This is a genomic window from Anaerorhabdus sp., from assembly GCF_036637135.1.
Lineage (GTDB): Bacteria > Bacillota_I > Bacilli_A > Erysipelotrichales > Erysipelotrichaceae > Anaerorhabdus.
In genome coordinates, this window is sequence record NZ_JAVWNC010000033.1 from 1 (window position 1) to 23,955 (window position 23,955).

Annotated in this window: 25 protein-coding genes; 17 read left to right on the forward strand and 8 right to left on the reverse strand. The window is 32.4% G+C overall.

Features of this window, described 5'->3' with window-relative positions; genetic code table 11:
• Positions 1 to 3: 3 nt before the first annotated feature.
• Genes RR643_RS07280 through thrC form a run of 3 tightly spaced genes read right to left on the reverse strand, consistent with a single transcriptional unit; the run spans position 4 to position 2,795 of the window.
• Entirely contained in the window at positions 4 to 438 is a 435-nt protein-coding gene (locus RR643_RS07280; protein ID WP_332468530.1) for an ACT domain-containing protein, read from the reverse strand.
• Between the two features lie 2 nt (positions 439 to 440).
• Positions 441 to 1,316: a homoserine kinase gene (thrB, locus tag RR643_RS07285; protein ID WP_332468531.1), complete on the reverse strand. Its 876-nt coding sequence runs from the start codon at positions 1,314 to 1,316 to the stop codon at positions 441 to 443.
• A 3-nt stretch (positions 1,317 to 1,319) separates the two neighbouring features.
• Positions 1,320 to 2,795 (reverse strand): threonine synthase, encoded by a 1,476-nt coding sequence (thrC, locus tag RR643_RS07290; RefSeq protein WP_332482794.1) that lies wholly within the window; start codon positions 2,793 to 2,795, stop codon positions 1,320 to 1,322.
• A gap of 82 nt (positions 2,796 to 2,877) precedes the next feature.
• Here thrC and RR643_RS07295 point away from each other — a divergent pair, with 82 nt between their 5' ends.
• The 3 genes from RR643_RS07295 to RR643_RS07305 are packed head-to-tail and all read left to right on the forward strand — an operon-like array spanning position 2,878 to position 6,325.
• On the forward strand, positions 2,878 to 4,026 hold the full coding sequence (locus tag RR643_RS07295) for a homoserine dehydrogenase (RefSeq protein ID WP_332482795.1): 1,149 nt from the start codon (positions 2,878 to 2,880) through the stop codon (positions 4,024 to 4,026).
• Positions 4,027 to 5,334, forward strand: a complete 1,308-nt coding sequence (locus RR643_RS07300; protein ID WP_332468534.1) for an aspartate kinase — start codon at positions 4,027 to 4,029, stop codon at positions 5,332 to 5,334.
• Positions 5,335 to 5,344: 10 nt separating this feature from the next.
• Entirely contained in the window at positions 5,345 to 6,325 is a 981-nt protein-coding gene (locus tag RR643_RS07305) for an aspartate-semialdehyde dehydrogenase (RefSeq protein ID WP_332482796.1), read from the forward strand.
• A 7-nt stretch (positions 6,326 to 6,332) separates the two neighbouring features.
• Here RR643_RS07305 and RR643_RS07310 read toward each other — a convergent pair whose 3' ends face one another.
• Together RR643_RS07310 and RR643_RS07315 are read right to left on the reverse strand one after the other, a co-directional pair.
• Positions 6,333 to 7,136, reverse strand: coding sequence for a DUF4396 domain-containing protein (locus RR643_RS07310; protein ID WP_332482797.1), 804 nt, complete (start codon positions 7,134 to 7,136; stop codon positions 6,333 to 6,335).
• 150 nt (positions 7,137 to 7,286) lie between these two features.
• Positions 7,287 to 7,766, reverse strand: a complete 480-nt coding sequence (locus tag RR643_RS07315; protein ID WP_332482798.1) for a hypothetical protein — start codon at positions 7,764 to 7,766, stop codon at positions 7,287 to 7,289.
• A gap of 207 nt (positions 7,767 to 7,973) precedes the next feature.
• Between RR643_RS07315 and RR643_RS07320 the strand changes: the two genes are divergently transcribed.
• The 9 genes from RR643_RS07320 (at position 7,974) to RR643_RS07360 (ending at position 15,741) form a co-directional block, all read left to right on the forward strand.
• On the forward strand, positions 7,974 to 9,131 hold the full coding sequence (locus RR643_RS07320; RefSeq protein WP_332468538.1) for an ABC transporter substrate-binding protein: 1,158 nt from the start codon (positions 7,974 to 7,976) through the stop codon (positions 9,129 to 9,131).
• Positions 9,132 to 9,203: 72 nt separating this feature from the next.
• Complete coding sequence (locus RR643_RS07325) at positions 9,204 to 10,082, forward strand: branched-chain amino acid ABC transporter permease (protein WP_332468598.1); 879 nt, start codon at positions 9,204 to 9,206, stop codon at positions 10,080 to 10,082.
• Positions 10,083 to 10,091: 9 nt separating this feature from the next.
• The gene (locus tag RR643_RS07330) at positions 10,092 to 11,063 is read left to right on the forward strand and encodes a branched-chain amino acid ABC transporter permease (protein WP_332482799.1); all 972 of its coding nucleotides are present in this window, start codon (positions 10,092 to 10,094) and stop codon (positions 11,061 to 11,063) included.
• Positions 11,060 to 11,821, forward strand: a complete 762-nt coding sequence (locus RR643_RS07335) for an ABC transporter ATP-binding protein (protein ID WP_332468540.1) — start codon at positions 11,060 to 11,062, stop codon at positions 11,819 to 11,821. The genes RR643_RS07330 and RR643_RS07335 overlap by 4 nt, the downstream gene beginning before the upstream one ends.
• A 1-nt stretch (position 11,822) precedes the next feature.
• Positions 11,823 to 12,527 (forward strand): ABC transporter ATP-binding protein, encoded by a 705-nt coding sequence (locus tag RR643_RS07340; RefSeq protein ID WP_332482800.1) that lies wholly within the window; start codon positions 11,823 to 11,825, stop codon positions 12,525 to 12,527.
• A gap of 4 nt (positions 12,528 to 12,531) precedes the next feature.
• The gene (locus tag RR643_RS07345; RefSeq protein WP_332468542.1) at positions 12,532 to 13,182 is read left to right on the forward strand and encodes a CBS and ACT domain-containing protein; all 651 of its coding nucleotides are present in this window, start codon (positions 12,532 to 12,534) and stop codon (positions 13,180 to 13,182) included.
• Positions 13,183 to 13,244: 62 nt separating this feature from the next.
• Positions 13,245 to 13,931 carry a hypothetical protein gene (locus RR643_RS07350; protein WP_332482801.1) on the forward strand — a complete coding sequence of 229 codons (687 nt, stop codon included), beginning with the start codon at positions 13,245 to 13,247 and terminating at the stop codon, positions 13,929 to 13,931.
• Between the two features lie 83 nt (positions 13,932 to 14,014).
• Entirely contained in the window at positions 14,015 to 14,434 is a 420-nt protein-coding gene (locus RR643_RS07355; RefSeq protein WP_332468544.1) for a hypothetical protein, read from the forward strand.
• A gap of 23 nt (positions 14,435 to 14,457) precedes the next feature.
• Positions 14,458 to 15,741 (forward strand): EAL domain-containing protein, encoded by a 1,284-nt coding sequence (locus tag RR643_RS07360; protein ID WP_332468545.1) that lies wholly within the window; start codon positions 14,458 to 14,460, stop codon positions 15,739 to 15,741.
• Between the two features lie 18 nt (positions 15,742 to 15,759).
• Here RR643_RS07360 and RR643_RS07365 read toward each other — a convergent pair whose 3' ends face one another.
• On the reverse strand, positions 15,760 to 17,046 hold the full coding sequence (locus RR643_RS07365) for a DUF308 domain-containing protein (RefSeq protein WP_332482802.1): 1,287 nt from the start codon (positions 17,044 to 17,046) through the stop codon (positions 15,760 to 15,762).
• A gap of 93 nt (positions 17,047 to 17,139) precedes the next feature.
• On the opposite strand from RR643_RS07365, the gene RR643_RS07370 reads away from it, so the two are divergent.
• Together RR643_RS07370 and RR643_RS07375 are read left to right on the forward strand one after the other, a co-directional pair.
• Positions 17,140 to 17,487, forward strand: coding sequence for a tRNA-binding protein (locus tag RR643_RS07370; protein WP_332468547.1), 348 nt, complete (start codon positions 17,140 to 17,142; stop codon positions 17,485 to 17,487).
• Positions 17,488 to 17,645: 158 nt separating this feature from the next.
• Positions 17,646 to 18,074, forward strand: a complete 429-nt coding sequence (locus RR643_RS07375; protein WP_332482803.1) for an N-acetyltransferase — start codon at positions 17,646 to 17,648, stop codon at positions 18,072 to 18,074.
• Positions 18,075 to 18,139: 65 nt separating this feature from the next.
• Here the strand turns inward: RR643_RS07375 and RR643_RS07380 are convergent, their stop codons facing one another.
• Positions 18,140 to 19,321 (reverse strand): alanyl-tRNA editing protein, encoded by a 1,182-nt coding sequence (locus tag RR643_RS07380; RefSeq protein WP_332482804.1) that lies wholly within the window; start codon positions 19,319 to 19,321, stop codon positions 18,140 to 18,142.
• A 140-nt stretch (positions 19,322 to 19,461) separates the two neighbouring features.
• Between RR643_RS07380 and RR643_RS07385 the strand changes: the two genes are divergently transcribed.
• The 3 genes from RR643_RS07385 to RR643_RS07395 all read left to right on the forward strand — a co-directional run bounded on the left by RR643_RS07385 (position 19,462) and on the right by RR643_RS07395 (position 23,374).
• Complete coding sequence (locus tag RR643_RS07385) at positions 19,462 to 20,139, forward strand: response regulator transcription factor (RefSeq protein ID WP_332482805.1); 678 nt, start codon at positions 19,462 to 19,464, stop codon at positions 20,137 to 20,139.
• Complete coding sequence (locus RR643_RS07390) at positions 20,129 to 22,036, forward strand: sensor histidine kinase (protein WP_332468551.1); 1,908 nt, start codon at positions 20,129 to 20,131, stop codon at positions 22,034 to 22,036. Before RR643_RS07385 ends, RR643_RS07390 begins: the two co-directional genes overlap by 11 nt.
• Positions 22,037 to 22,165: 129 nt before the next feature.
• Positions 22,166 to 23,374, forward strand: coding sequence for an FMN-binding protein (locus RR643_RS07395; protein ID WP_332468552.1), 1,209 nt, complete (start codon positions 22,166 to 22,168; stop codon positions 23,372 to 23,374).
• Between the two features lie 71 nt (positions 23,375 to 23,445).
• On the opposite strand, the gene RR643_RS07400 is transcribed toward RR643_RS07395, so the two are convergent.
• Positions 23,446 to 23,868, reverse strand: coding sequence for a potassium channel family protein (locus tag RR643_RS07400; protein ID WP_332482806.1), 423 nt, complete (start codon positions 23,866 to 23,868; stop codon positions 23,446 to 23,448).
• Positions 23,869 to 23,955 lie beyond the last annotated feature (87 nt).

Consider the following 23,955-nt stretch of genomic DNA (forward strand, 5'->3'; position numbering starts at 1 on the left):
AAACTATTCAAGTGAAATTAATTTTGATTTGATAACACCTTTAACATTCGCTAATGATTTAACTAAATCATCGATTTGTGTTGTGATGTTGGAAATATCAATGAGTAGTGCAAGTGAAGCGATATCATTTAATGGAATTGATTGGTTAATAGAAAGAATACTACATGCGTTGTCACTAATTGTTTTTAATACTTCTGATAGAACACCATGTTGATGGCTGAGTAATAAATGCAATTCTGCTTTTCTACCAAACATGTTGTTGCTTAAGTTAAAGACATGATCTTTGTATTTATAGTATGTACTTCTAGAAATACCATTATTTTTACATGCTTCACGAATGCCAACGGTTGGGTTAGCTTCAATAAACATACGTATTTCTAAAACTTTCTCAAAGTAGTCAGGTAATACTTTTGAATTTACGATTAAATATTTTTCCATTTTTATACCTCAATCCATGTTCCTTTGTTGTTGATGGATAGCTCTATTGCTTTCCAATGGTTTGTGCAAGTCACAAGTTCAAGTTGAATGTCATCGAGTGGGATATCATTTGTAAAGATTGCAATACAAGATGGACCAGCTCCACTGATTGTAAAACCAACAGCTCCTTGATGATAAACAACATGATTTAGAATAGCATAATCTTCAATTAATGTCATGCGATAAGGAACATGAAGTGTATCTTTTATGCCTTCGTGAATGAAAGCTTCGTTACCTGTTTTAAATCCTTCCAAAAGAAGTAATGCATTTTGTATGTTTTTGATTGCATCATCACGAAGTACATGATCATTTAATATTTCGCGGGCTTTACTCGTTTCAAGTTCAAAGTCTGGGATGAGTAGCAAGAAACGTACTTTCTCATGAACGGGATAGGAAACGGTAAAGAGATGATTGTCATCTGATTTGGATGCAACAAGACCACCATATAGGCAAGGAACAACATTATCGGGATGTCCTTCAATATTTGTAGCAATTTTAGCGATTTCTTCTTTAGTAAAAGGGTTATTTAATACTTCATTAGCAATCATGCAACCGGCAACGATACAGGATGAACTAGAGCCCAATCCACGGGCAATAGGAATGTCACAATCGGCGTGAATATGAATTGGCTGGGGTTCTTCATTGGCTAATGCAAAGATGGTTTTGTAACTTTTAATAACTAAATTATGATCAATATCAAATTGTTCTGGGAAACCAGTGCATTTGAATTCTGATGAATTAGAGTAGGTAAAAGTATTAAAGTAGTTGAAACAAATCCCAAATACATCAAAACCTGGACCAATGTTTGCACTGGTAGCGGGAACTAGGACTTTTGGCATAGTTTATTTCATCCTTTCTAAAATTTTATCTCTTAATTCATCTTGTTTAATGATATTAGGGTATATATCATCCATGGTGATGAGTGCATTGATATTCGTAGGTATTTCTTCACTACTATTCTTTTTGATCGAAAGAATAGCTTCTTCCTCTGATAAAGTGATACCTAAAATTGCTTGTACAACATCAGTCGGGAATTTATAACAAGAAGCAGTACTTAAAATTACTGTATGTGTTTTATCCTGTGTTTCATCTTGGTATTGTTTGTAACAATTAAGAGCTACGGCAGTATGAGGATCAATGATTCGATTCGTTTTATTAAAACATGAGTGAATCGTTTGTTTTGTCATTTTATCATCAGCGGTGTAGGATTTGAATTCTTTCTTTAGTAATTCCAATTCATCGGGTAATAAAGAATATGAACCTGTTTTTGTTAAGTCATCCATGCATTCTTTGACACGATTAGAATCTTGAGTACAGCATTCATAAATGAAACGCTCTACATTACTACTTACCAAGATATCCATTGATGGTGATATGGTTTTATGGAATTCACGATTACGATTGTATGTTCCTGTACGAATAAAATCAGTTAATACATCATTTTTATTAGATGCACAAATTAGTTGGTGAATAGGTAATCCAAGTTTCTTTGCATAGTAGCCTGCGAGAATATTGCCAAAGTTACCAGTAGGAACAACGAAATTGATTTCATCACCTAGCTGGATTGTTTTGTTTTTTACAAGTTGACAATAGGTATAGAAATAATACACCACTTGTGGACAAAGGCGACCAATATTAATACTATTTGCACTACTTAATTGAATGTTATGATCAAGACACTTCTTGTTGAAAGAAGAATCATTGAATACTTCTTTTACCATGCGTTGGCAATCATCAAAGTTTCCTTTTACTGCATATACTTGTGTATTTTTACCTTGTGTTGTTAACATTTGTTTTTCTTGTATCTTTGACACTAATTGATTGGGGTAAAGGCAAATAACTTGAATGCCTTCAATATTCTTAAATCCTTCTAGGGCAGCTTTACCAGTATCACCTGATGTAGCCGTTAGGATGTAGGTATCTTCTTTAATTTGATGTTTGTGTTTAGCGGTTTGCATAAATTGTGGTAACAACTGTAAAGCAACATCTTTAAAGGCGGATGTTGGACCGTGATAAAGTTCGAGCAAGGTCGCATCCGCTAAAGGGTTGATAACCACAACATTTGAAGTAGAGAAAGTATGAGAATAAGCTTTTCGAACGCAATTCGCAATTTCTTCCTCTTCAAAATCATCAATAAAAGCCTTTAAAATAGCGATTGCCATTTCTTGATAACTTAATTCTAATAATACTTTCAGAGATAATGGATGCAAGTTAATAGGTACGAATAATCCACCATTTTCACTAATACCTTGAAGAACAGCGTTTGAGAAAGTTGTCTTTATCTTATTGTTACGTGTACTTGTGTAGTTACCCATCATATTTTTACTCCTTGTTTTGTTCATAAACCTATGATACAATGTCCACCATAGAAATACAAGTGTATTTTTGAGAGGAACAAGTATGATGAAAATAGGAATTCTTGGATATGGTACTGTAGGTAAAGGTGTAGTAAAGATAATTGAAGAATCTTTTCCCAATATAAAGATTGAACATATTTGTGTAAAGGATACAACGGATTGTCTAGATGAGCGATTCACAACAGATACAAGTGTTTTATTAAATAACATTGATGTGTTGTTGGAGATGATTGTGGGTGAAAGTCCTGCTTATGAAATAATATGTGATGCTTTGAGTCGTGGGATTCATGTCATTACATCAAATAAAGCAACAGTTGCAACTCATCTTGAAGAATTTGCAGAGCTTGCGATAAAAAATCAAGTTCAATTTCGATTTGAAGCTAGTGTAGGAGGGGGAATTCCTTGGATTGAGTCTTGCATTAAGGCAAAACGAATTGATTCAATACGAAGCGTTAAGGGGATTCTTAATGGTACGACAAACTATATTCTTGATCGTATGCAAAAAGAAAGAATTGATTTTGATGAATGTCTACAAGATGCCCAACGATTGGGTTATGCTGAACAAGATCCATCAGCGGATATTGATGGATATGATGTACAAAGGAAGATTATGATTTCATCTTCACTAGCTTATGGAGGTATTATTCCATATACACAATTTGATTGTGTTAGTTTAAGACATATAAAACGAATTGATTTAATTCATTTTGAAGAAGAAGGATATACAATCAAATATATTGGTTCATCTTTTATACGTGATCATCAAGTCTACGGAAGTGTTGAACCGGTATTGATTAAAAAGAATGATCTCTTTGCGCAAGTAGATAAAAATAATAATGTAGTTGAATTAATAGGTGATACGATTGGATCATTAAAGTTTGTAGGTCAAGGTGCAGGGCAACTACCTACAGCCAATGCAATGATTCAAGATTTATTGGATATACTTGACTCAAGAAAAAATGAATTGCATTTTAATCATCAACTCCAAATGAATTTAGAACTATGTAAAAATACATATATCTTTTGTAGTAATCAAAATATTTTCGACAATACAAAGATGGATGTCATTCAATTAAATCATCGTGTGATAGCGATATCTAGTCCAATGACACCAAAACAAAGAAATGAATATCTTGAAGAATTAAGAAGAATAGATGATTCGGTTTTCTGCATTAGAAAAGAGGAAGCATAAATGATTGTATCTAAATTTGGTGGTTCATCAGTCGCATCAAGCGAACAATTTCAAAAAGTGAGAGATATTATTAAAAGTAATCCAGAAAGAAAAGTAGTTGTCACTAGTGCATCAGGAAAACGATACAAAGGAGACAATAAGGTTACAGACATGTTGTATCTCATCCATGCCCATCTTCAATACTCGGTATCATCAAAGGATTTATTCACTTCAGTACAAAATCGCTTCATAAAAATACAAGAAGAATTATCACTTAAGACTAACATTGCAGTGGATCTTGAAGAATTAGAATTAGAACTTACTAAACGTTGTTCAATTGACTATTTAGTTTCAAGAGGTGAATACCTAACAGGAATTCTACTTGCGGATTATTTGGGTTATAAATTTGTGGATGCAAAAGATATCATACGATTTAATTATGATGGTTCAATTGATTTTGAAAAAACTGAAATGTTAGTTAAGGATGCAATGGAACAACATGGTAACATTGTAGTTCCAGGATTCTATGGTGCTTATCCAGATGGTACAGTTCATGTGATGAAACGTGGTGGATCAGACATTACAGGAAGCATTCTTGCGCGGGTACTAAATGCCGAAGTTTATGAAAATTGGACAGATGTATCGGGTATCTTAATGGCAGATCCAAGAATTATTAAGAATCCAAAGCAGATTGAAAAGATTACATACAGTGAATTAAGAGAATTATCATATATGGGTGCAAATGTATTACATGAGGATGCAATCTATCCAGTTAAAGATTTGAATATTCCTATCTTAATACTGAATACCAATGAACCTGAATTTAAAGGTACAATGATTTGTGAATCTATACTTCATGATGAAGCAAAGGGAATCATCACAGGTATTGCAGGGAAGAAAGATTTTACGGTTATTACCTTATATCGACATAATGCTTCAAACGAAGTTGGTTTATTAAGAAAAGCATTAGAAGTATTTGAAAAATATAAGATTAATGTTGAACACGTACCAAGTGGAATAGATAATTTTTCCATTGTTGTATCTAGTAAAAATATTGAACGCGTATTATATGATGTAGTTAGTGAATTAAAACAAGTCATACAATCAGACAGTGTTAAAGTAACAAGCAACTTGTCATTACTAGCGATTGTAGGTAGAAACATGGCAAAACATGTTGGGGTATCAGGACAACTATTTAAAACACTTGGAGAACACGAAATTAACATTCGTATGATTGCCCAAGGTAGTGATGAAATCAACATCATTGTTGGTGTTGAAAATGAAGATTTTGAAAAAGCAATTACTGTATTATATGATACATTTGCTTAAGAGGTGAAGGATGAAAATAGGAATATTAGGTTGTACAGGTGCTGTAGGTCAACAAATGATGTTATGTCTTCAAGAAAGAAATTTACCAATCGAAGAATTGCGCTTGTTCGCAAGTGAAAGAAGTGTTGGAAAAACATATGAGTTCAATGGTAAAGTTATTGCGGTTGAAAATATGGCTCAAAAAAACTTTGATGGTTTGGATTATATTCTAGGTGCATTGGAAGCGGATTTATCAAAAGAAATATCAAAAGATGTTGTAGCAGCGGGTGCTATTTATATTGATAATAGTAGTGCATTTAGGATGGATGAGAATGTGCCACTTGTAGTGCCTGAAGTAAATCGTGAAGATTGTTTCAAACACCAAGGTATTATTGCGAATCCTAACTGTTCAACAATCATTACAATGGTTGCGCTCAATGGGATTAATCGTTGTTCAACAATTGATAAAGTTATCGCATCAACATATCAAGCGGTATCGGGAGCAGGTGTTAAAGGGATGCAAGAATTGAACATGCAAATCAGAGAACTAGGTCATGGTAAAGTTGTGATTCCAGAAATATTTGATCATCAAATTGCATATAATTGTATACCTAAAATTGGTGGATATGATGAGAACGGTTTTACGTCAGAAGAAATGAAAATGCAAAACGAAGGACGTAAGATATTGCATAATGATCAATTAAAAGTGAATTGTACATGTGTTCGTGTACCGGTAATGAGATCGCATTCTATTTCAATCACTTGCTTAACCAAAGAAGAAGTCTCAATTGAAGAAATAAAAAAATCACTTCTAGAAGCAAAAGGTGTGGTATTACAAAATGAACCAACTCCTTTAGAAGTGAGTAATCAAGATTTAGTATATGTAGGAAGATTAAGAAAAGATTTAGTGTTTGAAAATGGAATTTCGCTTTGGTGTGTTGGGGATCAAGTACGTAAAGGTGCAGCAACCAATGCAATACAAATTATTGAAGAATTAGAAAAAGGAGCCTAGGCTCCTTTTACATACCTGTTTTGATTCCTTTTAATACGAGGAACCAATTCATTGGATAAGCAGTGATAAATCCAAAACACATTGCGATTTGCATCATAAACCAAAATTCTGGTGTAGTGATGGATAATCTTCCAAAGAGAATGAATATCACAATTGCCATCCAACCATACATTCCTATTTGCCAAGATGATAAAGATAGAAAATCAATCTTTAATGCTTGAATCCAAACGGAGAATCCTTTTTCTTTCTTCATAGGTGCAATAGCGGCATATTGAAATGTAGCACCAATAATCAATGCAATTACAAAATCCAATACCCATTCACCATATGTGAGTTGATTAAATAACGCAAATGGAATAAAAGTGAAGAGTACAGGGCCAATTAAATCGGCAAGAGTACATCCAGCTCCACAGTGAAGCGTATCGACAATGATACCTTGCCAATAGCTAGAATACTTTTCTTTCTTCGTGGGCATATCCATCTGTTTCATATCCATGTCTTTGTCGTTCATGTTCATTGGCATATCCATCTGTTTCATATCCATGTCTTTGTCGTTCATGTTCATTGGCATATCCATCTGTTTCATATCCATGTCTTTGTCATTCATGTCCATTGGCATTTTCATTTTACGATGTTTACCGATAGTAAAGTATGCCCAAACACAAAGAGGTCCAGCCCACAATGCATTAATTGGCCAAACAAAATTCATGACCATCATTTCTTGAGGGTGAAGAAGTAAATCAATCGTAATGATAATTGCACAAAAAATGCCAAGTAAAATAAAAAATGTAGATAATAGTGTAAAGTTCATAGTTGGTCTCCTTTCATTATTTAGTGATCCATAAATAATCGAAAAGTGGTAAATGACGGGTAGTTAATTATGGGTCTATCTTCATTATAGAACAAGAACTTAAAATAGGTGTGATTAACACTTTGCCAAAAAGAAAAGGGATATAATCCCTTATTGTATTGATGCTTGAACAAAGCTTAATATTGTATCGGTATCTAATAATCCATCAATTGTAAGTGAATAATTAATATTGTTATTTGACCAAGTAACGGTTTGTGTACCATCATCTGTTGTATTGATGTTCACTTCAATATTATTTTCGATAAAGAATTGCTCGTATTTTTTTACGGGCTCATAAACACCATGTAACATGTCTTTTACTGTTTTGCTTGCACGAAAAGTAAAATGAATATCATTTAATACGAAATCAACCTGTGCAATTTTCTTATTAAGAATAAAGTAAGAAACATCGGTAGCACCAAATGGAGCATCGAGTGTTATTCCAAGATTGTCACTAAAGTCATTAGCGGATTCAACAGAGTCATAAGGATTAGCAATTGATAATTGATTATAATTAGATTCATCCTTGTTTTTACAACCACCAATGGATGAAGCAAGACATAAACATATAAACAAGATAATAATTTTCATAGGATCACCTTAATATCACTATATATCATTTTTAGATTAGTTCAAGAATAAAGCCTTTTTAAAGGTTATTTTGTATATAAATACGTTAAAATGTAACAATTTTCATAAAAAAAGAAAATAATTTCATAAATGTGTTGAAAATGTGAAATATATTTCATATAATTAGTTCATCTCATTTAGGGAGAGAGAAAGATCGAGGGAAAAGTTATGAATTTTAAAAAACTAGTCAAAAGCGGTCTTGTTCTTGGGTTAGCAGCTTCGATGGCTGCGTGTTCCTCGGAACCAGGCCAATCTGCAGGTACTGCAGGAGAAGGAGCAAATACTGATGCAATCGTAATTGGTGCAATTGGTCCTTACGAAGGTGACACTTCTGTTTATGGAAATGCTGTTAAGAACGGAATAGATCTAGCAATTACTGAATTTAACGAAGCTGGAAATTCACTGCTGGGGAAAACTGTTAAACTGGTAGCATATGATTCTAAAGGTGATAGTACTGAAGCGACAAACGCTTATAATAAATTGGTTGATAGCGATAAAGCTACAGCAATCGTAGGAGCTGTACTTAGTGGTGAATCAACAGCAGTTGGAACTGCATCTCAAGGTGTAGGTACTCCAATTTTATCTCCATCAGCAACTGCATTAGCATTTACTGAAACTGGAGCAAACGTATTTAGAGGATGTTTCACAGATCCTTACCAAGCTAAAATGATGGGTGAATTTGCATTTGATACATTAGGTGCAAAAACTGCAGGTGTTATTTATGACACAGGTGCTGATTACTCAGAAGGTTTAATGGAAAACTTCAAAACTGCATTTGAAGGAAAAGGTGGAGAAGTTCTTACAGTTGAAGGATATTCAACAGGAGATACTGACTTTAATACACAATTAACAAAAATTAAAGAATCAAATGTAGATGTACTTTATATTCCAAACTATTATAAAGATATCGCATTAATTACTAAACAAGCTAGAGCATTAGGTATTGAAGCTCAATTCATCGGTGGAGATGGTTGGGATGGCGTATTAAGCGTTAGTGATGATCCTACTGTATTAGAAGGTGCAATATTCTGTAATCACTACTCACCAGATGATGAAGCTATCGTTGCATGGGCAGAAGCTTATAAAGCTAAATATGGAGTTGATGCAACAGCATTTGCTTTCTTAGGATATGATTGTGCTAAATTAATGCTTCAAGCAATAGAAGAAGCTGGGTCTACTGATCCTCAAGCTATCGTTGATGCTTTAAATAATATTTCATTTGATGGAATATTAGGTCACTTAGAATTTGATGAAAATGGCGATCCAATCAAAGACTTAGCCTATATTACAATTAAAGATGGTAAATACACTTCTTTTGCAGAATAAGGTTAATAAGTGAGAATGGAGAACCGAAAGGTTCTCTTTTCTTTTCAATTATAAGGGGGTACAAAAATGAATATATCTCAATTCTTACTACAACTAATCAATGGGTTAAACATTGGAAGTATTTATGCGTTAGTAGCGCTTGGATATACAATGGTTTATGGGATAGCGAAATTGATTAACTTTGCGCATGGTGAAATTATAATGGTAGGTTCTTATACCGTTTTTGTGTGTACAACAATGATGGGGATGCCGATTTGGTTGTCTATTCCTGTTTCGATTGTTGTTTGCGCAGTGCTAGGAATCTGTATTGAAAAAATAGCATATAAACCATTACGTAGTGCATCACGTATTTATTTATTGATTACTGCAATTGGGATATCTTTCTTTTTGCAAAGCTTATTTCAATTGATTTTTACTGCGAATCCAAAATCGTTTCCAACAATCATTCAATTACCGGCATTAACATTTGGTGAATTCTCCATTAGTGCGAATTATTACCTAACTTTTGTTGTGTCCGTTGTTTTAATGATTATCTTAGATCGATTTGTTAAATTAACGAAGACAGGACGCGCTATGCGTGCTGTTAGTGAAGATCAAGGTGCTGCACAATTAATGGGTATCAATATTAATAGAACAATATCCATCACGTTTGCGATTGGGTCGGCTTTAGCTGCGGTTGCAGGCATTTTATATAGTTCATCTTATCCACTTATTAACCCATTCATGGGTTCTACTTTGGGAATTAAAGCATTCATAGCTGCCGTTGTTGGTGGTATTGGCATTATTCCTGGAGCTGTTTTAGGTGGTTTTATTTTGGGGATAATTGAAAGTTTAACAAAAGCATACATTTCATCTCAAATGACAGATGCAATCGTGTTCTTAGTTTTAATTGTTGTGCTTGTCTTTAAACCAGCAGGTTTATTAGGTAAGAATCGCAAAGAGAAAGTGTAGGATAAGAAGATGAAAAAATTAAAAGAAAATAAAAAACTATTAATTCTTGCTACACTGGGTGCGATTATTGCTTTATTCGCAATCATTACCGTTTTAACACAACAAGGTATTATAAATCGTTATTATTCAGGAATTTTATTATCAACATGTATTAATATCATACTTGTAGTTAGTTTAAACTTAACAACAGGATTCTTAGGGCAATTAACACTTGGTCACGCTGGATTTATGGCAATTGGTGCATATGCATCTGCTTATTGTACAAAAGTTGTATTTGCGTCACTTCCAGGTATTGTTAGTTTTCCGTTAGCACTACTAGTAGGTGGATTATTAGCGTTAGTCTTTGGTGTAATCATAGGTGTTCCAACATTACGTTTACGTGGGGATTACTTAGCGATTATTACTTTAGCATTTGGTGAAGTTATACGTACAATCTTATTGAATCTATCGTTTGTAGGTGGAGCAAAAGGTTATTCAGGTATTCCTCGTTATTCTAACTTTGCTTGGGCTTATTTCTTAGCAGTCGCAACCATTGTGGTCATTGTAATGCTGATTAAATCAAGACATGGGCGAGCTATTATATCGGTACGTGAAGATGAAATAGCAGCTGAAGCTAGTGGTATCAATACATCTTACTATAAAATTTTAGCCTTTGTATTTGCAGCCTTCTTTGCAGGAATTGCAGGAGGCTTATATGCTCATTATATGGGGATCATTGAACCAAAAACATTTACATTTAATAAATCAATTGAAATCTTAGTAATGGTTGTATTAGGTGGTATGGGTAATATTAAAGGTGCTATTGTTTCGGCAATTGTACTTACAATACTTCCTGAACTATTGAGAAGTGTTTCAAGTTATAGAACAATGATTTATGCCTTAGTATTAATTATTATGATGTTGGCAAAGAATTCACCAGCATTCAAAGCAGCGATTCAAAAAATAAAAAGTAAATTTATAAGGAAGGAGGCACAACAATGAGCACAGTACTAGAAGTAAAAGGTTTAGGTATTAACTTCGGTGGATTACGTGCTGTTGATGACTTCAACTTGGAAATTGAAGAGAACCAACTTTATGGATTAATTGGACCTAATGGTGCAGGTAAAACAACGATCTTCAACTTATTAACGGGTGTATATGTTCCAACTGATGGTGTGATTAAATTGAATGATGTAAAACTAAATCGTAAAGTTCCTAGTGCTATCGCAAAGTTAGGAGTGGCACGTACTTTCCAAAACATTCGTTTGTTTAGTGATTTATCCGTTATAGAAAATGTAAAAATAGGGATGCATAATCAAGTTCGATATTCTTTGTTTCAAGGAATATTTAGAACACCAGCATTCCATCATGATGAGGAATTCATTGAAAAAGAATCCATGAAATTATTAGAGGTATTTAAATTGCATTCCTATGCAAATATCAAAGCTTCTAATTTACCTTATGGTAAACAACGTGAGTTGGAAATTGCGAGAGCTTTGGCAACCAATCCAAAATTACTACTATTGGATGAGCCAGCAGCGGGTATGAATCCACAAGAGACAAAAGAATTAATGGAAACAATACGCCGTGTACGAGATCAATTTAAAATTTCAATTCTTTTAATAGAACATGATATGAAGTTAGTAATGGGTATTTGTGAAAAGATTACAGTACTTAATTATGGCACTGTACTTGCGACAGGAACCCCTAATGAAATTCAAAACAACAAACAAGTTATTAAGGCTTATTTAGGTGAATAGTATGTTAAAAATAGAAAATTTGAATGTTCGATACGGAGTGATCGAAGCAATAAAAGATGTATCTTTTGAAATTAATCAAGGTGAAATTGTAGCGTTGATTGGTGCGAATGGTGCAGGTAAAACAACAATTTTGCATGCGATATCTGGTTTGTTGAAACCAACTACGGGTAAGATTATCTTAGAAGATAAGGATATTACAAAAATCGGTGCCGATAAAATTGTTATGTTGGGGTTAGCACAAGTTCCAGAAAGACGTCGCGTTTTTGCGGAACAAACAGTAGAAGAAAATTTAGAATTAGGTGCTTTTACACGTAAAGATAAAGATGGGATTACCAAAGACTTAGAAATGATCTATGGTCGTTTTCCTCGTTTGAAAGAAAGAAGAAAACAATTGGCAGGGACATTATCAGGTGGTGAGCAACAAATGCTTGCGATGGGTAGAGCTTTAATGGCAAAACCTAAGATTCTATTACTAGATGAGCCAAGTATGGGATTGGCACCTTTATTAGTTCGTGAAATCTTTTCTATCATTGAAGATATAAAAAATCAAGGAACTACTGTTCTTTTAGTAGAACAAAATGCTAAAATGGCATTAGGTATAGCAGATCGTGCTTATGTACTTGAAACAGGACAAATCGTATTAACTGGAACTGGTCAAGAACTCGCAAGCAGTGAAGCTATTAAAAAAGCATATCTAGGAGGATAAACGTATGTATGTGAAAGATAGGATGACACAAAATCCATATTGTATTACTGCAGATACTGCAATAAGCAAAGCATTGGATATCATGGCTCAAAATGATTTTCACCGTATTCCAGTTGTTGCAGAAGGAAAGCTTGTAGGACTTGTTACAGAAGGAACTATTACAGCTAATTCACCAAGCCAAGCAACAAGCCTTTCTATTTATGAACTTAATTATTTACTCTCAAAAACAACAGTAAAAGACGTTATGATTAAGGATGTTCAAACAATTGATCCAGATGCATTACTTGAAGAAGCTGCGGTAAAGATGAGAAAGAATGATATTGGATGCTTACCTGTAGTTAAGGGGAATGATGTAGTCGGTATCATTACTCAAAATGATATCTTTGATGCGTTTGTGGATTTACTAGGATATTATACTGGCGGAGCACGTTATGTATTGGAAATTAATGAAGATCATCCAGGTATATTATCAAACATAACTGAACTTTTCTTTGGACAAAATGCAAATATCACAAATCTTGCTGTTTATCGCAAACCAGAACACATAGATGTTGTTATTCGTGCGAATAATGTTGATCATCATGTGATGGGTAAAATCTTAAATGATGCAGGATATAAGGTAGTTTCTACAATAGAATCGAACGAAAATGATTAGTTTAAATTGAGGAATGGAAATTTCCTCTTTTAATTGGTATAATTTAGCACGGAGGATTACTTATGGACTGGATGTTATTTTTTGTATTATGTGCAATTTCACTTGGAAGTTATTTCCTATACTTTATTTTATTTCGTAACCAAATTGTTAAACTTACAGGTTTGTTATATCAAGACAACAATCCGGATGCTTTTTTGAATGAATTGAATAGCACAATGAGCAAGCTGTTCTTTCCCAAGAAAATGCATGCAATGATGAAGATTGATGCGTATTTAATGAAAGGCGATATTGAAAAAACAAAAGAATTATTTAATGATATTAATTCCTATAAAATTCGTTCTGGTGATGAATTCTATGTTCGTCAAAAAGAAGTTGCATTCTATATTGAATTAAATGATGTTGAGAAAGCAACTCGTGCTTATAATCGTATGCTTGAACTTTATGAATCATTTAAGAATAAAACTAACTATGAAGGTGTTATGAAAGAAACAGAATACACTTATGAAATTAATTTAAGACATAGTGGTAAATATTTGAATGAGATGTTGGACTTAGCGAAGAGTGCAAAGACAGACTTTACATCAGGTATTTATTATTATCGCGCAGCTAAGTGTTATTACTTTAAAAATGAAACTCGTTTATGTAAAGAGACATTAGCGAAGGCTCAAGAAAAACTTAAAGGTACTTTCTATGAACAACTAATCAAAGATATTCTTGAAAAAGATATTAAAATTATTGAAACTAAATAAGGCAGAAATGCCTTTTTCTTTGTTTATTGAGTCAAGTGTTTCAAAATAAGTCAACTTAAGGTAAAATGAATGTAGGTGATATCATGCAAGAATTACTTTTATATGCATTAGACTTGTTTGTCATTGCAATGATGATGGGATTACTTAAGAATTCCAAAAACGTAACAATACAAACAGATGCAGGATCAGGTAAATATATAACTTTACTCTTTTGCGGTGTTTCGTTGTTCTTAATTGTTAAAGAAAGAACACTGTTTTATGTTATTCAAGGTGCTGTTGTTTTCATTGTAGGACTTTGTTATCTAAAGGTTAGAAGTGGATTTGCTTCTAATGGAATTGTCATTATGGGTAAGTTATACAAAAAAGAAAATATCAAAGAAATCATGATTGAAAATCAAAATAATGTTTTTCGTGTTTCATTCAAATATAATAAAAAATTTCATTATCTTTATGTAAATCATAGTGATATAAAGAAAATTGAGGACGCAGTAAGAAAATTTTAGATTTTACCAAGGGAGAGTGCATTATGGACGAAATGAAGAATGAAGATTGGCTAAAGGAAAAATATGATTTAATTCCTGATTATGAAAGAAAAGAGTATGCCATCGTTAGTTTGAAAATTAAACAGTTTCGTAGACTCAACATGCGTTATGGTCGAGATTTTATTGATGGATTGATACGTTCAATCTATGATGGGCTTTGTGAGTTCATTGGTGATGCAGGATATGTTTGTCATTTATCAAAAGGTAGTTACAATTTATTGTTGAAGTTGCCTGAAGGTAATCGTGATGACATGTCATTGTTTCCTTGGATTGTAGATATTGCACATAGTACATATCATTTAAAGGATGAACAATATAAAAAACTAGTATATTGTGGAATTGGTGTCTACATCCTTGAGGATAAGATTGTAGATTTCTATACTGCTCAATATTATGCAGATATCTGTCGTAGTGAATCAAAGGAAAAAGATTATGTAGTATCTCACGTAGAATTCTATGGTACAAGTTATGTAGACTATCGTTTAAATGCTCAAGAGTATCGTAAGAAATTAGGTGATGCTTTAGAGAATGGGTATATAAAAATGTTTTTACAACCGAAGGTTAATTTGAAGACAGGGCTTATAGAAAGTGCTGAAGCACTTATGCGCTGGTTTGATCCAGAATTAGGATTACTACCAATCAATGAATATCTTCCTATATTTGAAGAATGTGGACAAACAAATCTTATTGATTGTTATATCTTTGAGGAAGCATGTAAAACAATAGAGAAGTGGAATAAACAATATCATCAAGATATTTCAATCTCTGTTAATTTATCAAAGAGTACTTTTGATTATCCTTACTTCTTACAAGAATTTGATGATATCTATAACAAATATGAAATCAAAAAAGATTGTATTGAACTTGAATTAATAGAGAAGATTATAATGGATCAAATGGATAAAATACAAGCAGTTGTTGAAGAGATTCGTAATGATGGTTATCGTGTATCCTTGGATGACTTTGGTAGTGGATATTCATCGTATAGTGTTTTGTGTAATGCACCACTACATGTTTTAAAGATTGATCGTTCCATGTTTCAAAATCAATATAATATGCGTGAGCAAATTATGATTAAGCATATCATTGAAATTGCGCATGAATTAGGTATTGAAGTAGTAGCAGAAGGAATTGAAACTGAAAGTTATGCAAAAGAACTAATTGAAAAGAATTGTGATTATATTCAAGGGTTTGTTTACTATAAACCAATGCCAGTAGATGAATTTGAAGAAAGATTCTTAATCAACAAAGAAAAAATTGAAATATAAAAACTAGGAGTATTATTCCTAGTTATTTTTTTGGTAAATTGTGCGATTAATAACAATACTTTTCTCTCGTGCCAATTCTTGGTTTAAGAAGCTGATATAACTACCAGGAGTAACAATACCACTTGTTTTGATTAAATCAAGTTCAGGGGTACGCACAAGATAATCTGCAAGAAGAACGCAATTAGTACTAAACACAAAGTATGTTTTAAACTTACCTTGTGTAAATTTAAACATCGAGGCTTTACAATTTTTATAAACACGTGAGGCATAATCAATACATGAATCAACATCAAGATTTTGTTCCATTGCGATTTGTGCTTTTGATTTCCATTCAGTAGTTCTACTAAATAATTCTTTTAATCTTTTTTCTATAATTACTTTTTGGGAATCAATTAATTGAATTTTATATCCGATAATGGTTTTGCCATCACCATCAATTGCATTTTGTAGAAAAGAACTACGATCAGATACAATGAGTACTCCATCGCCTAATGTACCAAAGAGTTCACGATTTTCTGGGTCATGACAACCATATGAATAAATCTGATTGTTGTAACTAATATCAACATGTCCTAATGATTCAGGCCCACTCTCTTTTAAGTAAATAAATACTTCTAAATCAGCGGGATCATCATTATAGGCATCAGTATCAAGTTCCATAATGTTTTGTTTTACCATTTGTTTAATACTGAAGAAAAAATGCTGAGGTATGATTGCAGCAACTAAAACGGGTGCTGAGATTGTTAAATGACGTCTTACTTTATTTTTGGTATTATCAGGCAACACATCTTTGATTGATTCCCCAGTAGATACAAAACCATAAAAGATGAAGTAAATACCGGCGAATATTGATAATATCCAAAGACGACTACGAGGAGATAGAATAAGAGTTAATGCAAAAGCAGTATCTATGGTACTTTTGATAAAAATCCAAGATGCTCCTTTTAAAGAGTCTCTACGATATACAATGAAGTTAATATAACCAATGATTGCGTTAATTAAGATCCACCAACCAATAACCACGTGGATAAAGCGAAAGAAGTTATCTGGAAAGATGAAGATAAAGATAGCGAATCCAAAACTAGATAACATCGGTAAATAATCTATAAATGATTTGGTTTTTCTACCTTTTATAAAACTCCATAATTGTGAAAAACCAAGTAATGTAAGACCAATAACAGTAAGAATATACAAAGCAATCCATACAGTTTCGTAATTGATAAAAAATAAAATACCTATACTCAAAAAGAATAGGCTAACGATGATATTCTGAATTAATGGAATCAATGTATTTTTATTCTTCATAAACCCTCGCATAAGAACCATTTTAATGCATATTGCCATGGAAATAAAGTAGTTCTAGTGATAAAATAGAGAAAAGAATAGGAGACTAATAAAATGGCTGAAGTAAAACCTATCATTACAATTGAAGATATTGAGAAATTAGATGTACGTGTGGGAACAATTCTAGATGTTGAAGATGTTCCTCGTTCTACTCGAATGGTAAAATTAACAGTAGATTTTGGAGAATTTACTCGTAATATTCTTGTAGGATTTAAGATGGAACGTGAAGATCCTAGAGAGGTTATTGGTAAACAAGCAGTGTTTATTGTGAATTTGGGACCTAAGAAAATTAGTGGTGAAGTTTCAGAAGGAATGATATTTGATATTGGTTACCAAGATGGTATTAAACCAGTACTTGCAGTTCCTGAATTCCCAGTACCTAATGGATCAAGATTAGGTTAAGACAAATTTGATAATAAATATCGAGGTTTAAGAATGTTTTCAAGAGCGGTAATAGTGAATTATTTCATTGTTGCTGCTTTTCTTTTCACCAACAAGTATTGAAGTGTGTTAACATTAATTATCAAATAAGTGCATTTATTTGCATCATAGGAGAAGATATGATTCGAGATTTTAAAATCCAAGATATAGATAGAATTATGGAGTTGTGGTTAGATACAAATAGGCTAGCTCATGATTTTATTAATGATGAATATTGGCAAAAGAGCTATGAACCTGTAAAAGCAATGATGCCTAAAGCTACAATTTATGTTTATGAAGAAGATAAAGTGATAAAGGGATTTGTGGGATTAATGGATAATTATATTGCAGGTATCTTTATTGCACAATCCTATCAATCAAAAGGGATTGGAAAACAATTATTGGACTATGTTAAGAATAAAAAGACAATGTTATCATTAAGTGTATATAAAAAGAATAAGCAAGCGATACAGTTCTATCTTCGTGAGAACTTTAAAATCATTGATGAACGAATTGAAGAAACCACAGGTGAAATTGAATTCAATATGAATTGGATAAAAGGAGAATAACACATGTAAAAGGCATTACCATTTATCAGGTAATGCCTTTTGATTTAACCTGTTGTGTTAAATGATTAATCTTCATTCATTTTAACAATAAGTTGTTTGCAATGTTCCACAAGTTCATTGCTATACATACCACCACCTTGTGATATACCCGGATTTCCACCACCCTTTAACTCAAAAGTGGTAGCGATACCTTTAAATACTTCATTAGCAAGAAGGGGTAATGCTTTGTTCTTGGATACAACAACATGACATTTTTCGTCAAGCTTAAGGATAAAGATAATACCTTTCTCATAATGATTTGTAATTGTTGAACAACATTGTTGAAATGATTTAATATCCATATCTGTGAACTCTTTAAAGATATACGTAGAAGGATCACTTGCGATATCCTTTGCAAGATAGTCAAAGTATTTTTGTTTGTAGTCATTGAGTGAGGATGTTAATTCTTTTTTCTCTTGGAATAACTTTTGGATACTATCATTAATTTCTAATTGTGCAATCGCAAGTGACTTACTAGCCTCATGGAAAACATCATAATGTTTTTGAATATAATCAAAAAGTTGAGTGCCTGCAACAAAACTTATTTTAAAGCCACGGGTGGTTTTCTCATACCCTAAAAACTTAATTCCTTGGATGAAGCGTAGACTGGGCACATGGATACATGCACACAAATCATAGTCAATACCTGGAATCGAAACAGAACGAAGTTGTGTATCCCAATCAAAGTCATCACCATAATCTTCCCAAATATTCTTCAGTGCTTCCTCTTTGGTTGGATATGCGATTATGATAGGTACATCCTCACGAATATGTTGATTGCATTTTCTTTCTATTTCATTTAAAATTTCACGATTTAATGATTCAAAACCCATTTCAATTTCACTTTCAATTTCACCTGTTTTAAACATAATTGTTTTCGCATGGTAATCTGTATTCATGATGGTACACATTAAATGTTGTGCCGAATGAATTTGTGATTTAAATAATCGATAATTGAAATCTACTTGCATATGAACTGGATTTTCAATAGGATTACTCGTCACATGCCATACTTCTTGATCTTCAACATAGATATCAATTAATTCCTCATTGTTGATCCAACCTCGATCACTTTCCATGCCACCTGATTTCACATAGAAAATCGTATCGTTAAATACGGTATGAACTTGATGTTCAATTGTTTTTGTTTTTTTGATGGTTGTATCCAATTCAACATCAAATAAATTATCATAGTGTTTATTAAGCATTGTAATTCACCTCTATATTCATTATAGCTGTTATGACAATAAAAACAAACATTCAAACTTTAAGGATGATTAAATATAGTTTATGATTTACATAGAGATTACACATGAACAACATAGAATAAGTTTAAGGAGAGAAACTTATGGTTAGAATATTATTAGTTGAAGATGAAACATTAATTCGTAATTTTATTAAAGAATACTTCACAAATAAGGGGCTAGAAATCATTGAAGCATGTGATGGTCTTGAAGCAATTTCATTGTTTAATGAAGATTTTGACTTGGTTTTGTTAGATGTTATGATGCCACATCTTAATGGCTATGAAGTATGTGAAAAACTAAGAAAGATTAAACAAACACCGATTATCTTCATTAGTGCTCTATTTGAAGATGAAAATCAACTACAAGCATATGAATTAGGAGGGGATGATTATATCACCAAACCCTTTAAACCTTCGTTACTCTATGCTAAATGCATGGCACTTATTAAAAGAGATAAGAAGTTACAACCAACGTTGCAAATAGGTAAAATAATACTACATCCAGATACACATGAAATTGAAATCAATCAAGAGAAAAGAAGTTTATCAAATAAAGAATTTAACTTGCTTATGTATTTTATTGAAAACAAAGGGATTTTATTATCACGAGAACAAATTCTAGATAAGATCTGGGGATATGATTTCTATGGGGATGCACGAGCTGTGGATACATATGTCAAAATGTTAAGAAAGAATTTAAAAGAATGTTCGTATTACATCCAAACGATTATAAAATCAGGATATCGCTTTAGTATAGAAGGTGATGAACATGAAAAGTAAACTAAGTGTAAGAATTTCAATATTATTCCTTGTTTCATTTGTCATTGTATTATCAGTACAAGCATTTCAAGGAATAAAGGGATATATTAATAATTTCTTAATTATTGATGCCAATCAGAATTTATTATGGAATATCCAAGAGGCAACACTTACTAGCAATGAACTTATGGTAGAGAAACGTAGTGTTTATGATGATGCTTTTAAGGATTTTATTGATGAGAGTGTGCAATACAATGATCGTTTCCGTCAAAAATTCTATATGCTTAATCTTGATTTTGATGTTATTTATGAATCAGATTTATATGGGAATTATATTAACTTAATAATGACTGAATCTAATGGTCAAGAGAAAGAGTATTTTATTAACTTAGGTACAATAGATGAAACTATTAATCATGATATTGTGGATGCATTAAGGGAATCAAGTAAAGCATCTGTAGATATTTCTGGAACAATTACTACCCAACCTTATTATTACAAAGACAAAGATAAAGTTAGAGATGTTTATGGTACATATGCTGGAGATGTTACAAGGCGTGGGGATATGATATTAAGAGATGGTACTTTGGTTAATTCAAATCGAACAGTAGAATTTATTAATCCAACATATCTAAAGATTAACAATAAATTAATTCTTGATGGAGATAAATCAAACTTAATAGAAGGTCTTATGTTAGCTACTTACTTAGATGATGAATATACTTATGCATTTTCATATTATAGAAGGGTACAATATCAATTAATTAATCAACAAGAGGATTTTGATGATGCACTTGAAGAGATAATAGGCAGGAACAATTTTCAACTAGAAATGGAAAAATTCAGGAACTCAATTAGATTTACACCAATGGAAATTAATAATAAATATTACTTTGCAGCAATCCTTCCTCTTTATGATGAGCCAATGGGAATAAATGCAGACAATGAAAATAGTCGAAAAGGGTATATGGTTGCGCTACTTTATTATCCAAATATTCAAAAGGAAATGACAATCCAATACTTAGAAGATAATTCATTTGCATATGTGGTTGCGCTATTATTAGCGGGATTGTTGACTTGGATTTGTACAAAGATTATTGTGAATCCAATTAAAAAAATTGAAAGTAATGCAAAGAAAATTGCCAATCATGATTTTAGTGAGAAATTGAAGATAAAAGACACCACAGAGATTGGTGCATTAGCAAATAGTATCAATGAGATGTCAAGTAAACTAGAAAGTACAATGTCAAATTTAGAAAATGAAATTGAACAAGTTCGTTTATTGGAAACAACAAGAAAAGAATTTGTCGCAAACTTTACACATGAAATGAAAACGCCAATTGCGGTTATTAATGGATATAGTGAATTGATGGAAGATACGAGTGATGAAGACAAGCGAAAACAATACTTGATGATCATTGATGAGGAAACACAAAAAATAAATAAATTAGTTAAATCGATGTTGGAATTATCTAAATTGGAATTACACAAAGTAGAACTTAAGTTAAAAGATGTAGACGTAGAATCTTTACTCATTAAAACAATTGAACCATTTGAGTGCTTACTAGAAGATAAGCAAGCAAGTATTGTGATGGAAATTGAAGACACTTTGATTCGCTGTGATGAGGAACAAATTCAATCTGTATTCACGAATATGATTAGTAATGCAATTCAACATGTTAATGATCATGGAAAGATTTACATCAAAATGAATCAAGAACAATTCAGTATTGAGAATGAAGGTCAACAAATTCCAAGTGAAAAATTAAACAGCTTATGGAATGCATTTGAAAGTGGACATACAAAAGGTACTGGTCTAGGACTCGCAATTTGTAAGAATATCCTTGATTTACACGGGTTTAGCTATAAAGTTGATAATACATCAAGAGGAGTTATCTTTACGATTTATTTCACTTAATAGGAGGTTAGGTAAGTTATTATTTGTCAACTTGTGAAAATTTTGTTATTATAGTGACTCAAGCAAAAGAATGAAATCATGATCTTGCTTGAATTTGTCAAATAGTTTGATAAAAACGGAGGTAAAAAGATGACGAAAAACTTAACAAAGATTTCACTAGCATTAGCCTTAGTATTTGGGTTAACTGCATGTGGAACAAAACCAGCTCAAGAAACACCAAACGAAGAAGGTAAAACAACTGGAGAGGTAGTACCATTTTCTGCAGAATATGAAATGGTAGGAACAACTTCATCAGGTAAACCTAAGAATGATACATTTGTATTTGAAGGTGAAACAACAGATGGTATTATCACGAAGTTAAACTTTGATATTATTCGTAACAAAGGAACTGAAGGGGAATACTCTAAAAAAGATTTGATGGGATATTTAATGAATATCTCTGATGCAACAATAGAAAAAGTGGATGATAATTTCAAATTAACAACATTAACTGCTTATGGTTATGATACTGCTTATGCAGAAGGTGCAGGTGCACAATTTATGGTATCAGCTTCAATTGATAAGCTAACTGATGAAACAACATTCAAAGAGTTAACATTCAAGAATGATGCAACATCAACACCTGAACAAATTGTTGAAGTACCTATGGACAAAGCATTACTTACATTCCAATATGTTGCTACTGAAGCAGGTATTGAAACATTAACAGAAGATACATTAGTTAAAGACTTAATTAGTAAACATGGTTTAAACGCTGATGGTTCATTTGTTGAAGGAACTAAACGTATTTCTTTTGCTGGATATAATGGTGGAAGAAGCTATGGTGAACAAATTGATGCAATCGTAGCCTACATCTTAGATAACAAGATGACTCTTGAAGAAGTATATGAAATGTTTAAAACAGAAAACCAACAAACGACAGATATCAAAGATAGAGATGCAATTACAGGAGCTACAATTACTTTCGTAGGTGATTTCGCAAGAACTGTATACATGGCTATCAATGGTGAAATATTTGAAGGAGTTGTAACTCATACAACAGCTGATGATAAAACAGTTGTTGAAGTAGTAACTCAAGGTTATGGTGGAGAAATTGAAACACACATTACTTTTGATAAGGATGCAAAAATTACAGATATCAAAGTAAGAGATGCAAACGAAACTGCTGAAATCGGTGCTGTGCTTACTGCAGAAGGCTCAGATTTCATTAATAGCGTAATTGCTGGACAAGATGATGTAACAAAAGTTGATGCTGCTACAGGTGCTACAGTGACTTCTAATGCGTTGACTAAAGCTGTACAATTCGCTCAAGAATACGTTGCAGGTTTAAGTAAATAAACATGAAGCCATGGGGATATCCCATGGCTTTTCTAATGCAAAAGAAAACTCACTATCAAAATAGTGAGCAATTATAATTTATATCTTTTATTTTTAACATTAGTTGATATCGTTTCCAGTTCTTCTTTTGTAAGTTCAGGGAGTCGTTCTAATTTATTTAAAAACTGAATGATCGTATCATTTTCCTTCATTGACTTAATTTCTGTAAAATAACTGACAAGAACACCAGGTATTAGCGCAACAACAATAACTCCATAAATTATCAGAAATGCCGTAATGATTCTAGTAATTAGAGTAGTCGCAAGATACTCACCATAACCAACAGTTGTAAATGAAACAAAGGAAAACCACATTGCATCCCCATAGTTTGTGATGGTTGGTTCACTAATCATAATGAAGAATGTTGCGATAAAGTAGAAGACTATGAATCCAGATACAATTTTATCAGTTCCCGTATATCGTAGTACTTGCCATAATAATTTAAATTTTTTCATATTCAATACCTCATCTTTATTATATATTTGAACTATCTTGGATGACAAGTCAGGTACCAGCTTAAGTCAAAATAATTAGTAGAAATA

Bases quoted from the DNA above. Each gene is read 5' to 3' on its own strand.
- RR643_RS07280 (WP_332468530.1), bottom strand. From the start codon at position 438: ATGGAAAAATATTTAATCGTAAATTCAAAAGTATTACCTGACTACTTT.
- RR643_RS07360 (WP_332468545.1), top strand. From the start codon at position 14,458: ATGGACGAAATGAAGAATGAAGATTGGCTAAAGGAAAAATATGATTTA.
- RR643_RS07370 (WP_332468547.1), top strand. From the start codon at position 17,140: ATGGCTGAAGTAAAACCTATCATTACAATTGAAGATATTGAGAAATTA.
- RR643_RS07340 (WP_332482800.1), top strand. From the start codon at position 11,823: ATGTTAAAAATAGAAAATTTGAATGTTCGATACGGAGTGATCGAAGCA.
- RR643_RS07355 (WP_332468544.1), top strand. From the start codon at position 14,015: ATGCAAGAATTACTTTTATATGCATTAGACTTGTTTGTCATTGCAATG.
- thrC (WP_332482794.1), bottom strand. From the start codon at position 2,795: ATGATGGGTAACTACACAAGTACACGTAACAATAAGATAAAGACAACT.
- RR643_RS07295 (WP_332482795.1), top strand. From the start codon at position 2,878: ATGATGAAAATAGGAATTCTTGGATATGGTACTGTAGGTAAAGGTGTA.
- RR643_RS07400 (WP_332482806.1), bottom strand. From the start codon at position 23,868: ATGAAAAAATTTAAATTATTATGGCAAGTACTACGATATACGGGAACT.
- RR643_RS07315 (WP_332482798.1), bottom strand. From the start codon at position 7,766: ATGAAAATTATTATCTTGTTTATATGTTTATGTCTTGCTTCATCCATT.
- RR643_RS07345 (WP_332468542.1), top strand. From the start codon at position 12,532: ATGTATGTGAAAGATAGGATGACACAAAATCCATATTGTATTACTGCA.
- RR643_RS07335 (WP_332468540.1), top strand. From the start codon at position 11,060: ATGAGCACAGTACTAGAAGTAAAAGGTTTAGGTATTAACTTCGGTGGA.
- RR643_RS07320 (WP_332468538.1), top strand. From the start codon at position 7,974: ATGAATTTTAAAAAACTAGTCAAAAGCGGTCTTGTTCTTGGGTTAGCA.
- RR643_RS07390 (WP_332468551.1), top strand. From the start codon at position 20,129: ATGAAAAGTAAACTAAGTGTAAGAATTTCAATATTATTCCTTGTTTCA.
- RR643_RS07395 (WP_332468552.1), top strand. From the start codon at position 22,166: ATGACGAAAAACTTAACAAAGATTTCACTAGCATTAGCCTTAGTATTT.
- RR643_RS07300 (WP_332468534.1), top strand. From the start codon at position 4,027: ATGATTGTATCTAAATTTGGTGGTTCATCAGTCGCATCAAGCGAACAA.
- RR643_RS07380 (WP_332482804.1), bottom strand. From the start codon at position 19,321: ATGCTTAATAAACACTATGATAATTTATTTGATGTTGAATTGGATACA.
- RR643_RS07350 (WP_332482801.1), top strand. From the start codon at position 13,245: ATGGACTGGATGTTATTTTTTGTATTATGTGCAATTTCACTTGGAAGT.
- RR643_RS07305 (WP_332482796.1), top strand. From the start codon at position 5,345: ATGAAAATAGGAATATTAGGTTGTACAGGTGCTGTAGGTCAACAAATG.
- RR643_RS07375 (WP_332482803.1), top strand. From the start codon at position 17,646: ATGATTCGAGATTTTAAAATCCAAGATATAGATAGAATTATGGAGTTG.
- RR643_RS07365 (WP_332482802.1), bottom strand. From the start codon at position 17,046: ATGAAGAATAAAAATACATTGATTCCATTAATTCAGAATATCATCGTT.
- RR643_RS07385 (WP_332482805.1), top strand. From the start codon at position 19,462: ATGGTTAGAATATTATTAGTTGAAGATGAAACATTAATTCGTAATTTT.
- RR643_RS07330 (WP_332482799.1), top strand. From the start codon at position 10,092: ATGAAAAAATTAAAAGAAAATAAAAAACTATTAATTCTTGCTACACTG.
- thrB (WP_332468531.1), bottom strand. From the start codon at position 1,316: ATGCCAAAAGTCCTAGTTCCCGCTACCAGTGCAAACATTGGTCCAGGT.
- RR643_RS07310 (WP_332482797.1), bottom strand. From the start codon at position 7,136: ATGAACTTTACACTATTATCTACATTTTTTATTTTACTTGGCATTTTT.